The following is a 13,262-nucleotide window of genomic DNA, read 5'->3' as shown; positions in this document are numbered from 1 at the left end:
GACGGACCCTTCTCCCCGGCTTCGTCGGTTCACCGGTGCGGAGCGTGGGGGCTACTGCAGACCGGTGTGGATCGCGTTGGCGAGCTCACCGTTGGTGGTGTCGCCGCTGAACTCCCAGAAGAAGGCTCCGCGCAGTCCCTGCTGCTTGGTCCAGGTCATCTTCGAGGCGACGGTGGCGGGGGTGTCGTAGCTCCACCAGTTGCTTCCGCACTTGGCGTAGGCGGTGCCGGCGATGGTGCCGGTGGACGGGCAGCTCGCCTTGAGGACCTTGTAGTCCTCGATGCCCGGCTCGTACGTGCCGGGGGCGGGCCCGGTGGCCGTGCCGCCCGGGGTGGCCTGGGTGACGCCGGTCCAACCGCGGCCGTAGAAGCCGATGCCGAGGTTGAGCTTGGAGCCGGCGATGCCCTTGCCCTTGAGCTTGGCGATCGCGGCCTCGGAGTTGAAGCCGTCCTGCGGGATGCCGGAGTAGGCGGTGAGCGGGGAGTGCGGGGCCGTGGGGCCCTGCGCCGCCCAGGCGCCGAAGAAGTCGTACGTCATGACGTTGTAGAAGTCGACGTACTGCGCGGCGCCCGCGTAGTCGGCCGCGTCGAGCTTGCCGCCGTTGGAGCCGTCGGCGGAGATCGCGGCGGTGACCAGGTTGTTCGCGCCGAACGTGCCGCGGACGGCCTGCATCAGGTTCTTCAGGGAGGCCGCGCCGCTGGTGTCGCAGGTCAGGCCGCAGGCGTTCGGGTACTCCCAGTCGAGGTCGATGCCGTCGAAGACGTCGGCCCACCGCGGGTCCTCGACCAGGTCGTGGCAGGACTGGGCGAAGGCGGTCGGGTTCGCGGCGGCCTGACCGAAGCCGCCGGACCAGGTCCAGCCGCCGAAGGACCAGAGGATCTTGATGTTCGGGTACTTCGCCTTGAGCTTGCGCAGTTGGTTGAAGTTGCCGCGCAACGGCTGGTCCCAGGTGTCGGCGACGCCGTCGACGCTCTGGTCGGCGGTGTAGGCCTTGTCGTAGTCGGCGTACGCGTCGCCGATGGTGCACTTGCCGCCCTGGACGTTGCCGAAGGCGTAGTTGATGTGCGTGATCTTCGCGGCGGAGCCGGAGGTGACCAGGTTCTTCACGTGGTAGTTGCGCTGGTAGACGCCCCAGTTCGTGAAGTAGCCGAGCTTGACCTTGGTGCCGTCACCGGGGTCGGGGCCGGGGCCCGTGCCGCCGCCCGGCGTGGTCACCGAGAGGGAGCCGGAGGAGGGGCCGGTCTGGTCGACGGTGTCGCGGGCGGTGACCGTGTAGGCGTACGTCGTGCCCTTGGTCAGGCCGCTGTCGGCGTAGCTGGTGCCGGTCACCGTGGCGACCTTGCTGCTGCCGCGGTAGACGTCGTAGTTCTTGATCCCCTTGTCGTCCGTGGCCGCGGCCCAGTTCAGGGTGAGCGAGGTCTCGGTGACCCCGGTCGCGGTGGGGGTGCCGGGGGCGGACGGCGGGTTGTCGGTGGGGGTGGTGCCGCCGTCGCAGGAGCCGCCGTTGATCTTGCAGCCGGAGGGGGCGCCCGGGCCGGTGCCGTTGAAGCCGAAGGTGACGCTGGCGCCGGGGGAGAGGGCGCCGTTCCAGCCGACGTTCTTGGCGGTCCAGTGGTTGCCCGAGCTGGTGACGGTGGCGTCCCAGGCCGAGGTGACCTTGGTGCCGGCCGGGTAGTCCCACTCCACGGTCCAGCTGTTGATGGCGGTGGTGCCGGTGTTCTTCACCGTCCACTTGCCCTCGAAGCCGGAGCCCCAGTCGGAGGCCTTGGCGTAGGTCGCGGTGGCGGAGGTGGCGGCCTGTGCGGTGCCGGCCAGGCCGACGAGGCCGGCGACGGGCAGGGCCAGGGCGACCGCGGTCGCGGCCAGCCTTCTGAGCAGTCGTACGCGTCGTGGGGGTGCTGTGCTCAAGGGTGCTCCTCCGTAGGTCCGTCGAAGTCGTGGGGCCGACTCCGACATGGGGGTGGGACCTGCGCCGCCCGTGAGCACGTCTCGTCAAGGTTCTTGTCATGACACGCTCACCACAGTGTTGCGGTGAGATTAGAAAGGTCTGGACCAACCGTCAAGAGGTCCAGACCTCCCTTCGAGCGTGCTTCTAGATGTCCAACTCCTGTGCCAGCACCGCCGCTTGGACCCGACTGCGCAGCTCCAGCTTCCCCAGCAACCTACTGACGTGCGTCTTCACCGTCGCCTCCGCCATGTCCAGCCGGCCGGCCACCTCCGCGTTCGACAGGCCCTCGCCCAGGCACCCCCACACCTCCCGCTCGCGCCGGGTCAGCGAGGCCACCGCCGCGGCCCGCTCCGGCGGCACGGCCGTCCGCACCGGCCGCGGCGTCGCGAACTCGGCGATCAACCGGCGGGTCACCGCGGGCGCGATCAACCCCTCGCCGCGGGCGACGGTGCGCACCGCCTCGATCAGCTCCGCCGCCTCCGCGTCCTTCAGCAGGAAGCCCGAGGCGCCCGCGCGCAGCGCTCCGAAGACGTACTCGTCGAGATCGAAGGTCGTCAGCACCAGCACGTCGGCCAGCCCCTCCGCGACCACCTGCCGGGTGGCCGAGACCCCGTCGAGCCGGGGCATCTGCACGTCCATGAGGACCAGATCCGGCCGAAGCCCACGGGCCAGTCGGACCGCCTCCTCCCCGTCCGCCGCCTCGCCCACCACCTCCATGTCGCCCGCACTGCGCAGGATCATCACCAGACCCGCGCGCACCGCGCTCTGGTCCTCCGCCACCACGACCCGGATGGTCACCCGGTCACCGCCTTCTCCTCCGCGGGCAGGGACGCCCGCACCTGCCACACCGTGCCGGCACGCCCCGCGTGGAACGCGCCACCGAGCAACTCCGTCCGCTCGCGCATGCCGACCAGCCCCGCGCCGGAACCCGGGGCACGCGGCCCGGGCCGCTCCCCGTACGGCGAGTCCACCCGTACGGTCAGCAGCCCGTCCGCGGACGTCAGGCGCACCCGGACCGTCCCCGGGACCGCGTGCTTGAGGGCGTTCGTCAGCGACTCCTGGACGATGCGGTACGCCGCCAGCTCCACGGGCGCGGGCAGCGGCTCCCCGTCGGCGCGGGTGTCCTCCAGTACGAAGTCCAGGCCGCTGCCGGCCCCGTTCACGCGGGCCTTGCCGACGAGTACGTCCAGTCCGTCGAGGGAGGGCACCGCCACCGGCTCCTGCTCCGCGCCCGCGTCCCGCAGCAGCCCGATCAACCGGCGCATCTCGGCCAACCCCTGCACGCTGTTCTCGCGGATCACGCCCAGGGCGTCCCGACTGGTCGCGGGGGAGTCGATGGACAGTGCGGCGGTGGAGTGGATGGCGATGGCCGACAGATGATTGGCCACCATGTCGTGCAACTCCCGCGCCATCCGGGCCCGTTCGGCGACCACGGCCTGCGAGCGGTCCATCTCGGCCAGCAGCGCGGTCTGCTCGGCGCGCAGCCGGGCGGCCTCCGCCGCCTCGCGATGGTTGCGCAGGGTGGCGCCGGTCAGGGCCGGCCCGAAGCTGACGATGCCGGTGATCACGCCGATCAGCAGGGCCTGCGGGGTGCGCAGCCAGGCCACCGAGGCGATCGTGACGGCGATGGTGATCAGTCCGGTGGAGACCGGGAGCCGGCGGGCCATGGAGGGCTTGCCGTACACGACGGCGGCGTACATCAGATCGGTGAAGATCAGGACCGTGGCCATGTTCCCGACGGTGAACTGGTCCGCGATGATCCCGACGGTGCCCACGGGCAGGGTCACGCGCGGCGCGGTGCGGCGCAGCAGCTCCATCGCGCCGAGGACGAACAGCGGGACCAGGGCGGCCCAGTCGGGGAGCAGGTTCCGGTTCGGGGAGCTGTGTACCCCGAGCGACCACAGGAACAGCCCGGCGAGCACGCTGGCGACGCACAGCAGCACGTCGTCGCGGTGGGGGCGGAAGGCGGACACGCGGGTCTTCGAGGGCACGCGTCCATCCAACACGGTGAAGCGCTCCCGGGCCTCGCCGGCTGGGCGGAGGAGCCGCTACATCGAAGGGTGCAGTCGACTCTCGTCATCACAGACGACGTGCCGGACCGGACCGGGCGGGACTCTGGGAAGGACGGGGAACGGCCGACCCGTTCGCGTCGAGAGGCCGAGAGGGAGAGTGGGTACCGTGCTCGTCGCGCTGATCATCGCCTGCGAGGTCGGCTTCTGGGTGCTGCTGGCGGCAGGGCTCGCTCTGCGCTACCTCGCCCGGATGCCGAGGCTGGGCGCGGCGGTGCTCCTGTGTGAGCCGCTGCTGGAGCTGGTCCTGTTCGTGTTCACCACGCTGGACCTGAAGAACGGCGGCCGACCGGGCTGGACGCACGGCCTGGCCGCCCTCTACATCGGCTACACCGCGGGCTACGGCCACTACACGGTGAAGTGGCTCGACGGGCACGCCGCCCACCGCTGGGCGGGGGGCCCGAAGCCGCCGGGCACCAAGTACGGCAGGGCGCGGGCCGTCCACGAGTGGAAGCTGTGGCTGCGGACCCTCCTCGCCGCGGCCGTCTCGCTGGGACTGCTGGAGGCCGCGATCCGGTACGTGGGCGCCGGAGTGGACGTCGACGGGATCCGGCGGTGGCAGTTCATCGTCCTGCGCATCGTCGGCATCCAGGCCCTGGTCGCGGCCACCTACTCGATCTGGCCGCGGAAGGCCCCGGCGGGCACGACCGACCGTGATGCGGAAGACCCCGCCGGCCTCCTCAAGCGTTAGGGCCTCCCGGACGCCGTCAGCGCTCGCCGCCCGGCACCCACAGCACGTCCCCGACCTCCTTGTTGGCCGTCCGGGCCAGGATGAACAGGAGGTCGGAGAGACGGTTCAGGTAGGTGGCCGTCAGCGGGTTCATCGCCCCCGCGTGCTCCTCCAGCGCCGCCCAGGTCGACCGCTCGGCGCGCCGCACGACGGTGCAGGCCTGGTGCAGCAGGGCCGCGCCGGGGGTGCCGCCGGGCAGGATGAAGCTGCGCAGCTTCTCCAGCTCCCCGTTGAAGGTGTCGCAGTCCGCCTCCAGCTTGTCCACGTAGAACTGCTCGACGCGCAGCGGCGGGTACTCGGGGTTCTCGACGACGGGAGTGCACAGGTCCGCGCCGACGTCGAACATGTCGTTCTGCACCCGGACCAGGACCTTCACCAGGTCCTCGGACAGCCCGCCGAGGGCGATCGCCGTGCCGATGGCCGCGTTCGCCTCGTTGACGTCGGCGTACGCGGAGATCCGCAGGTCGGTCTTCCGCGTACGGCTCATGTCGCCGAGGGCGGTCGTGCCCTGGTCGCCGGTGCGGGTGTAGATGCGCGTGAGGTTCACCATGTGTCCAGCCTAGTGAGCGGCCCCGAAACCCGCGTGCGGCGGCCCTCGCGCACTCGGCGCCCCGCCACCGGTGGGGGCCGCAGATCGGCCCGAAAGGGTACGCAACGGCGCAGAGATGGCGGTACGGGGAAGAGGGGACGGCGTGCCCGACCCGGACGCCGTCCGACGCGGGGCCGAACAGGCCCGGTGGGCTGCCGTCTTGACGCTCCCGCGCCGGCCCGGGCGGCCCCTCGGACCCGGTGCGGCGGAGCGCCGGATCGGGCGACTCCGGCCGATCGAGGACCGGTTGGGGGCGGCGGCCGCGGGCTGAGCCGTCCCGGTGTGATGTCCGTCAGATGAGACGTGACGCGTGTTACTTCGCGGTCACACGACCCCTCACGGGCGCTAGTCTCCGCCGGAGAGGCCATGGGACTGGGCCGTATTCGAGAACGAGGGGTGTGCAGTGGCTGGGAAGCTCGCCGTCATCGGTGCCGGACTCATGGGATCCGGTATCGCACAGGTCTCCGCTCAGGCGGGCTGGGACGTCGTACTGCGTGATGTCACCGACGCCGCGCTGACCCGCGGCACGGACGGGATCAAGGCCTCCTACGACCGCTTCGTCGCCAAGGGCAAGCTGACGGCCGAGGACGCCGAGGCGGCGCTGGCCCGGATCACCACCTCCACCGACCTCGACGCGGTCGCCGACGCCGACATCGTCGTCGAGGCCGTCTTCGAGAAGCTCGAGGTCAAGCACGAGATCTTCCGCGCGCTCGACAAGCTCGTCCGGGACGACGCGATCCTCGCCTCCAACACCTCCGCCATCCCGATCACCAAGATCGCGGCCGTGACGGAGCGTCCGGAGCGGGTCGTCGGCGCGCACTTCTTCTCGCCCGTCCCGATGATGCAGCTGTGCGAACTCGTCCGCGGCTACAAGACGAGTGACGAAACCCTCGCCACCACGCGGGCGTTCGCCGAGTCGGTCGGCAAGACCTGCATCGTCGTCAACCGCGACGTCGCCGGCTTCGTGACGACCCGTCTCATCTCCGCGCTCGTCGTCGAGGCCGCCAAGCTGTACGAGTCGGGCGTCGCCTCCGCCGAGGACATCGACATCGCCTGCAAGCTGGGCTTCGGTCACGCGATGGGCCCGCTCGCCACCGCCGACCTCACGGGCGTCGACATCCTGCTGCACGCCACGAGCAACATCTACACCGAGTCGCAGGACGAGAAGTTCGCGCCGCCGGAGCTGATGCGCCGCATGGTGGACGCGGGCGACATCGGCCGCAAGAGCGGCCAGGGTTTCTACAAGCACTGAGCACGATCGTTCGAATGCCATCGCCCGACAGGGTGAATTAGGTATCGGTTCGCTCACGGTCGGCAACTTCCCTGCTCCTGAGGCAGTCAGTTGCAGTGAGAGTTGCCGACCACGGACCATTCGGACCAGACGAACGCAGGACTGCCGGGAGCGCATATGCACATCAGGGGCGACCACGCCGAACTCGCGGTCGGGGGTCGCCTCGACGTGCGCAGCGCGGCGGACGCCCGTACGGCCCTGCACTCCGCCCTCGACGACGGCCACGGCGACCTCGTGCTGGACCTCACGGCACTCGACTCCTGGGACGCGACCGGCCTCGGCGTGATCATGGGCGCCCACCGGAGGGCCGGCCGGAGCGGACGCCGCCTGGTACTGCGCGGGGTGCCCGCGCAGATGCAGCGGCTGCTGGTGGCGACCCGGCTGCACCGGATCCTCGCCATCGAGGGCGGACTGGAAGCGGAGTCCCTGCCGCGGGTGTGACGACCGGGTGCGTCGGATTCCGCAGAAACGTAACGGTCCGGTGGTGAAGGCACCCCGGCGGTTCCGGCGGGGCCGGCCACGGTCTAGGGTTCGGGCGGAAACCGGACCAGTAGCGACTGCGGCGTGTGCGAGCGAAGGCCGGGCGGTACGACGGCGGCAGCGGCGGTACGCGCGACGCGATCGGGGGACTTGGTCATGGACCGAACTCAGGGACAGCCCGAACCGGGCGACGACACCCCGGCGACGTCGACGGGCCCCGCGAGCGGGCCCGTCGCGCGGGTCGTCACCCTGACCGCGGGGGACTTCACCCTCACCGTCAACCCGGTCGACGGCAGCGAGATAGAACCCCTGCGCCCGGGCACCGGCACGGAGCGCCCCGCCAAGCGCGGTCCGGCCGCCCGTGCCGAGCGGGACGCCGCCGCGAGACCGCCCGCGCTGCCCGGCACCCCGCTCCCCGGCCGGCTCCTGCTGGAACGCGAGGAGGAGCGGGAACGACTCGTACGGCTGCTGGGGCGCGGACGCTCCGTACGCCTGACCGGACCCGCCGGATCGGGCCGTTCCGCACTGCTCGACTCGGTGGCCCTCGCCTGCGAGGGCGTCGCGCCCGACGGGGTCGTACGCCTCTCCGGGCACGGGCAGCAGCAACCCGCGGAACTGCTCCACGCGCTGTACGCGGCCGTGTACGAGGGCTCCGACCGACGCCCCGACCGCGCGGAGCTCCTCGCCCGGGTGAAGGAGATAGGCGCGGTCGTCCTCCTCGACGACCTGGAACTCGGTGGCCCCGCGCTCGACGAGCTGCTGCGGGCCACGCCCGAATGCGCCTACCTGCTGGCCGCCACCCCCGACACCAAGTCCCCCTCCGACGACTCGCACCTGGAGGAGGTCTTCCTCGGCGGCCTCGGCCGGGCCGACTGCGTCCTGCTGCTGGAGGCACTCACCGGCCGCGCCCTGACCGAGGAGGAGAGCGCCTGGGCGGGTGACCTGCGGTTCGCCTCCGAGGGGCTGCCCCTGCGCTTCGTCCAGGCCGCCGCGCTGCTGCGACAGCGCGACGAACTCAACCGGACCGACGAGACGGACGACGAGGAGGAGCCCGGCGTCTTCGAGGAGCGCCCCCGCGAACCCGTCGACGTACCGCTGCCCACCCCGGCCGAGGCCGCCGCGCCGGCGGAACTCCTCGCCTCCCGGGTGAGCGAATCGGCGCGGGCCGCCCTGCGCATCGCGTGCGCGCTCGGCGGGGAGATGCCCCACCACGCGCACCTGCCGGCCCTGGTGGGGGACACGCACGCCGACGTGGCGGTCGCGGAACTCCTCGGCTGCGGGCTGCTCACCCCGGTCGGACCGCGCTACCGATTGGCCCCCGGGGTGGCCCGGCAGCTGGAGGAGGCCGGGTACGGGGAGAGCGCCGCCGAGGAGGCCCGCACGGCCGCCCGGCACTACGTCTGGTGGACCGGCCACGCCTCGGTGACCCCGGAGCGGGTCGCGGCGGAGGCCGACGCGGTCCTGGCGGCCCTGGCCGGCGCCGACGTGGTGGCGGCCGTACTGCTGGCCCGCACGGCCGCCCCTGCCTTCGCGGCGTCGCTGCACTGGGAGGCGTGGGAGCGGGTGCTGCGCTCGGGCGCGGAGGCCGCGCGCAAGGCGGGAGAGGTCGCGGAACAGGCGTACTTCCACCACGAGCTCGGCGTACTCGCGCTGTGCGAGGGTCGGCTGGAGCGGGCCCGGGCGGAGCTGGAGGCCTCGATCGGGCTGCGCGGCGCGCTCGCCGACAAGCGGGGCACGGTCGCGGGGCGGCGGGCGCTGGCCCTGGTCACGGACCGGGAGACGGCGGCAGGCGCGGTGTCGCCGCCGCTGCGGCTGGAGGCGCCCGCGACCCCGGTGACGCCCGCGGCTCCCGTTGCGCCCGCGGCGCCCGTGACTGCCAAGGCTGCCACGCCGCCGACGGCCTTCCCGTCGGTGTCCCTGCCCACCTCCCTGGCCGCGTCCCTTCCCGCGACCCTTTCCCCGCCGCCGGCCGCCACCCCGCCCGTGTCGCCGCCGACCCGCCCGGTCGGCGCGGTGACCTCGACGGGGCCCGGGCTCCCGCCCTCGCCCGCGGGGGAGGCCGTCACGCAGGTCGTTCCCGTGATCCAGCAGGGGGACCAGAAGTCCTCCTCGGCCCTGTCGGACGTCTTCGACGACGCGTTCCCCCTGACGGCGAAGCCCGCCGCGCCGCCGGTCGCCCCGCCGCCCCCGCCCGCTCCGGCGTCCCGACGCCGCACGGCGCTGCTGGCCGCGGCCGGCGCGGTGACGGTGGCGGTGCTGGGCACGGTGGTGGCCCTGGCGATGGTCCCGTCGGGCGACGACGAGCCGCAGGGGCCCGCCGTGTCGTCCACCCCGACGACGTCCGCGACCGACAGCGGCGGGAACGTTCCCGCGGAGCCTTCCGCACCCGAGCCGGGGACGTCCGACCCGGCCGATCCGACGGACCCGGGCCGCCCCACGCCGTCGGGGACCGACCCCGATCCGGGCACCGTCCCGGACCCGGGCAAGACACCGCCCGCGCGCACGCCGTCCGGCCGGCCCTCGACCCCGACGACGCCGCGCACCTCGACGCCGCCCTCGACGCCGGTCCAGTCGCCGACCTCCGCGGACCCCAAGCCGTCCACGTCCTCGGTGACCCCGGAACCGACGGTATCGACCGGGCCGACGGGGCCGACGGTTCCCACCGGCCCGACGGAGGGCGACACCTCCCCCGAGGCCTCCACGTCCCGCTAGGCCCTGTCGTCGAAGTCTCGCCTGGCCCGCGGCGCCCGGTACCGCGCCTCGCCGCGTTGTCGGGGCACCCGAGTACGTCCAGTACACGGGCGCCGCTGCGCCTCGCGATGCACGGCACCGGACACCGCGGGCCCTACCGGCGCCACTTCGACGACAGGACCTGGGCCGTCCCTTCCCGGATCTCGCCGGGCCCGGAGAACGGCAACGGCCCCGCCGGCGATCGCCGACGGGGCCGTGAGAGCCGTGGGAGGGGGACGCCGCGGACCGGGTCACGCTCGTGACCCCCGCCCGCGACGACAGGACCTAGAACAGGCGGAGCTTGTCGTCCTCGATGCCGCGCATGGCGTTGTAGTCGAGGATCACGCAGTCCATGCCGCGGTCCGTCGCCAGGACGCGGGCCTGGGGCTTGATCTCCTGGGCCGCGAACACGCCCCGGACGGGGGCGAGGTGCGGGTCCCGGTTCAGCAGCTCCAGGTAGCGGGTCAGCTGCTCGACACCGTCGATCTCGCCGCGCCGCTTGATCTCCACCGCCACCGTCGCGCCGTCGGCGTCGCGGCACAGGATGTCCACCGGACCGATCGCGGTCATGTACTCGCGCCGGATCAGGCTGTAGCCCTCGCCGAGGGTGTCGATGCGGTCGGCCAGCAGCTCCTGGAGGTGCGCTTCCACGCCGTCCTTGATCAGGCCCGGGTCGACGCCCAGCTCGTGGGAGGAGTCGTGCAGGACTTCTTCCATCGTGATGATGAGCTTCTCGCCCGCCTTGTTGATGACGGTCCAGACACCGGCCTCGTCCCCGCTCCCCTCCTTGAGGGTGCACGGGGGCGACATCCAGTTGAGCGGTTTGTACGCCCGGTCGTCCGCGTGGATCGAGACACTGCCGTCGGCCTTCACGAGGATCAGACGGGGTGCCGAGGGCAGATGGGCGGTGAGCCGGCCCGCGTAGTCGACGGAGCAGCGGGCAATGACGAGACGCATGGTCGGCAACGCTACTCGACCGATGGGCCTCCACGCGATTCGCCCGTGAAAGCCCCGTTCGCGGATGGCGCGTTGTATGCGCATTCTCCTGGTGCCGTACCCGGTGGGCGCCTACCGTGGATAGCGGGAGGTCGTCGAGCGTGCACACTGCGTCGCGACTCTCCTTCCCTGCCCGTAAGACTCCGGCAACCCAAACGCCGGGGTCACGAGAGGAGAACCCATGTCGCTCGACGTCTCACCGGCCCTACTCGAACAGGCCGAGCGAGGCGAGGTCGACGAAGCCGCCTTCGTCGACTGCGTCCGGACCTCCCTGCCTTACGCATGGGAGATGATCAGCTCGCTGGTGGCTCAGCTGGAGGTTGAGGGCGGAGAGTTCGCCGACAACCAGACGCCGCCGCCGGACGAGCAGGCGCGTGGTCAGCTGCTGCGCGCCCTCGCGAGTGACGCGATACGTGGTGCGCTCCAGCGGCACTTCGGAGTGCGTCTGGCATTCCAGAACTGCCACCGTGTCGCCGTGTTCCCGCTGGACACCTCGTCGGATGACAGGCACGCCCGTTTCACCTCGATCCGGGGCCAGTTGCTCAACCAGTCGCCGGAACTGCGGGACTGCTAGGCCGTCTCTTTCGGATCTTGCCGGGGCCGCGGCGCCAGGTCCTGTCGCCGAAGTGGCGCCGACGCCACTTCGACGACAGGGCCCGGCCCCGTCGCCACCGGTACTCCGCTGCCGCTCCGAGTCACGAGAGGTGTGACTGTCAACGGAGCGGCAGCCCCGGGGCCCCGACTCCCCGGCCACCGTCGGCCCGGGGGTCGATCTCACGGGAGCCGGATCTCAGCCGAGGCGGGGCAGGACCTCGGCGCCCAGGCGCCGTACGTTCTCCTCCGTCGCGGCGAGATCGCCGGAGCCCTCCGTGAGCAGGGCGAACCGGGTGATGCCCGTGCGTTCCGCGGTCGCCGCCAGCCGGTCCGCCGCCAGTTCCGGCGTACCGACCGGATGCAGGTCGCACAGCAGTTCCGTGTAGGCGACCGGATCGCGCATCGCGCGCTGCCTGCCGTCCACCGTCACGTGCGCGTCCAGCCCCTGCCGGAACCAGCCCGGCATCGCCTTCACCAGCGTCTCCCGGGCGTCCGCCGTCCGGTCCGCCAGCTGGCACACCCCCGCCGACACGTGCCCCGCCTCGGGGTCGTGACCGGCGGCCCGCGCGGTGCGCCGCCACAGCGCGACCATCTCCGCCTTGTCCTCGTCCCCGCAGTGCATGCCCAGCAACATCGGCAGACCCCGCTCCGCGGCCAGCCGCACCGACGTGGGGGAGGTGCACGCGACGATCACTTCAGGCCCCTTCCCGTCGCCGTCCAGCGCCTCCGACGGACGCGGTACGACGGCCACCTCGCGGAAGGCGTACCGCTCGCCGGCCGCCCCCACGCGCGGCTCGGACAGCCACCGCCGCAACAGGTCCAGATCGTCCGGGAAACCCTTCTCGTACGCGTCCAGACCGCCCCCGAACACCTCCAGGTCCACCCAGGGGCCACCGCGGCCCACCCCGAGGGTGAACCGGCCCCCCGAGGTGACGTGGAGCAGCGCCGCCTGCTCCCCGAGGGCCACCGGGTGCGTGCTCGGCAGCACGCTCACGGCCGTGCCCACCCGCAGCCGCCGGGTCCGCCCGAGCAGCAGGGCCGCGAGGGTCACCGCCGACGGGCAGACCCCGTACGGCACGAAGTGGTGCTCGGCCAACCAGACCGAGTCCAGCCCGGCCTCCTCGGCCACCTCGGCGGTCCGCACCGCCCGGTGCAGTGCCTCCCCCTGCCCCTGGCCCGGGAACTGGGCCGCCAGTACAAACGCTCCTACGCGCATCGCCCTTAGCCTCCTCGCGGCCGGCGCGGCCTCCCCCAGGTGGACCGGCTCGGTGCCGTTTCATGGCATCAACGTCTGATGGCAACAACGTCTGACAAGTGCCAAAGGCACGGCCTGACAGGAAAGTTATTGGGATTGTCATGCCGCCCCACGCGCCACGGGCCGTTCGGTCACCTTCCTTCGGACACCCTGCGGGTACCCGAGCTCGCTGCGCGTAGTCTGGGAGAAAGTCACTGCCGTCCGCCCATCCGTGAGGTATACGTGTCGCCGCGCCACAACCGCCCCAGGGGCGGGGGGAATCCGTCCGACCGCTCGGACCGGGGCTCCGGGTCGGGCTCGGGGGGCCTGGACCGGTTCGGTCTGGAGCAGACCGAGGAGTACCAGGGCGAGGAGTGGAAGGTCCGGCACGTCGCCGGCGCGAGCGCGGCCGGCAAGCGCTACCGCTGCCCCGGCTGCGACCAGGAGATCCCCTCCGGCACCCCGCACCTGGTGGCCTGGCCCGAGTACGGCGGCGTGGACGACCGGCGGCACTGGCACAAGGCCTGCTGGAACGCGAAGGACCGCCGCACCTCGCGGGTGCAGCGGTCCCGGAACGCGCCCCGGCACTGAGGCGGGCCGG

General features: G+C 72.4%; 12 protein-coding genes. 6 read left to right on the top strand and 6 right to left on the bottom strand.

The features are described from left to right. Positions 1–51 precede the first annotated feature (51 nt). The 3 genes from OG906_RS11955 to OG906_RS11945 form a co-directional block, all read right to left on the bottom strand. Positions 52–1,908, bottom strand: a complete 1,857-nt coding sequence (locus tag OG906_RS11955) for a glycosyl hydrolase family 18 protein (RefSeq protein WP_443067374.1) — start codon at positions 1,906–1,908, stop codon at positions 52–54. A gap of 184 nt (positions 1,909–2,092) precedes the next feature. Then, positions 2,093–2,746 carry a response regulator transcription factor gene (locus tag OG906_RS11950; RefSeq protein ID WP_329442387.1) on the bottom strand — a complete coding sequence of 218 codons (654 nt, stop codon included), beginning with the start codon at positions 2,744–2,746 and terminating at the stop codon, positions 2,093–2,095. Continuing rightward, positions 2,743–3,939, bottom strand: a complete 1,197-nt coding sequence (locus tag OG906_RS11945) for a sensor histidine kinase (RefSeq protein WP_329442385.1) — start codon at positions 3,937–3,939, stop codon at positions 2,743–2,745. The genes OG906_RS11950 and OG906_RS11945 overlap by 4 nt, the downstream gene beginning before the upstream one ends. Before the next feature lie 187 nt (positions 3,940–4,126). On the opposite strand from OG906_RS11945, the gene OG906_RS11940 reads away from it, so the two are divergent. Then, entirely contained in the window at positions 4,127–4,708 is a 582-nt protein-coding gene (locus OG906_RS11940; RefSeq protein ID WP_329442383.1) for a hypothetical protein, read from the top strand. A 16-nt stretch (positions 4,709–4,724) separates the two neighbouring features. Here the strand turns inward: OG906_RS11940 and OG906_RS11935 are convergent, their stop codons facing one another. Further along, positions 4,725–5,297: a cob(I)yrinic acid a,c-diamide adenosyltransferase gene (locus OG906_RS11935; RefSeq protein ID WP_329442382.1), complete on the bottom strand. Its 573-nt coding sequence runs from the start codon at positions 5,295–5,297 to the stop codon at positions 4,725–4,727. Between the two features lie 442 nt (positions 5,298–5,739). On the opposite strand from OG906_RS11935, the gene OG906_RS11930 reads away from it, so the two are divergent. From OG906_RS11930 to OG906_RS11920, 3 genes are all read left to right on the top strand, one after another. Next, a complete protein-coding gene (locus OG906_RS11930; protein WP_053677457.1) occupies positions 5,740–6,588 on the top strand; it encodes a 3-hydroxyacyl-CoA dehydrogenase family protein in 849 nt (282 codons plus the stop codon). Positions 6,589–6,744: 156 nt separating this feature from the next. Next, on the top strand, positions 6,745–7,068 hold the full coding sequence (locus OG906_RS11925) for an STAS domain-containing protein (RefSeq protein WP_053677459.1): 324 nt from the start codon (positions 6,745–6,747) through the stop codon (positions 7,066–7,068). Positions 7,069–7,263: 195 nt separating this feature from the next. Beyond that, the gene (locus OG906_RS11920) at positions 7,264–9,819 is read left to right on the top strand and encodes an ATP-binding protein (protein WP_329442379.1); all 2,556 of its coding nucleotides are present in this window, start codon (positions 7,264–7,266) and stop codon (positions 9,817–9,819) included. 303 nt (positions 9,820–10,122) lie between these two features. Here the strand turns inward: OG906_RS11920 and nucS are convergent, their stop codons facing one another. Next, positions 10,123–10,794: an endonuclease NucS gene (nucS, locus tag OG906_RS11915; RefSeq protein ID WP_053677463.1), complete on the bottom strand. Its 672-nt coding sequence runs from the start codon at positions 10,792–10,794 to the stop codon at positions 10,123–10,125. Positions 10,795–11,014: 220 nt separating this feature from the next. Between nucS and OG906_RS11910 the strand changes: the two genes are divergently transcribed. Next, complete coding sequence (locus OG906_RS11910; RefSeq protein ID WP_053677465.1) at positions 11,015–11,407, top strand: SCO5389 family protein; 393 nt, start codon at positions 11,015–11,017, stop codon at positions 11,405–11,407. A gap of 216 nt (positions 11,408–11,623) precedes the next feature. On the opposite strand, the gene OG906_RS11905 is transcribed toward OG906_RS11910, so the two are convergent. Next, positions 11,624–12,643, bottom strand: coding sequence for an LLM class flavin-dependent oxidoreductase (locus tag OG906_RS11905; RefSeq protein ID WP_267797999.1), 1,020 nt, complete (start codon positions 12,641–12,643; stop codon positions 11,624–11,626). 261 nt (positions 12,644–12,904) lie between these two features. On the opposite strand from OG906_RS11905, the gene OG906_RS11900 reads away from it, so the two are divergent. Beyond that, positions 12,905–13,252, top strand: coding sequence for an ATP/GTP-binding protein (locus OG906_RS11900; protein ID WP_267797998.1), 348 nt, complete (start codon positions 12,905–12,907; stop codon positions 13,250–13,252). Positions 13,253–13,262 lie beyond the last annotated feature (10 nt).

Source organism: Streptomyces sp. NBC_01426, assembly GCF_036231985.1.
Lineage (GTDB): Bacteria > Actinomycetota > Actinomycetes > Streptomycetales > Streptomycetaceae > Streptomyces.
Note: the sequence above shows the minus strand (reverse complement) of the source record. Positions and strands in the feature narration are given on the sequence as shown.

Excerpts from the sequence above, each read along its gene's own strand:
- OG906_RS11905 (WP_267797999.1), bottom strand. The coding sequence starts at position 12,643 with ATGCGCGTAGGAGCGTTTGTACTGGCGGCCCAGTTCCCGGGCCAGGGG.
- OG906_RS11910 (WP_053677465.1), top strand. The coding sequence starts at position 11,015 with ATGTCGCTCGACGTCTCACCGGCCCTACTCGAACAGGCCGAGCGAGGC.
- nucS (WP_053677463.1), bottom strand. The coding sequence starts at position 10,794 with ATGCGTCTCGTCATTGCCCGCTGCTCCGTCGACTACGCGGGCCGGCTC.
- OG906_RS11925 (WP_053677459.1), top strand. The coding sequence starts at position 6,745 with ATGCACATCAGGGGCGACCACGCCGAACTCGCGGTCGGGGGTCGCCTC.
- OG906_RS11935 (WP_329442382.1), bottom strand. The coding sequence starts at position 5,297 with ATGGTGAACCTCACGCGCATCTACACCCGCACCGGCGACCAGGGCACG.
- OG906_RS11920 (WP_329442379.1), top strand. The coding sequence starts at position 7,264 with ATGGACCGAACTCAGGGACAGCCCGAACCGGGCGACGACACCCCGGCG.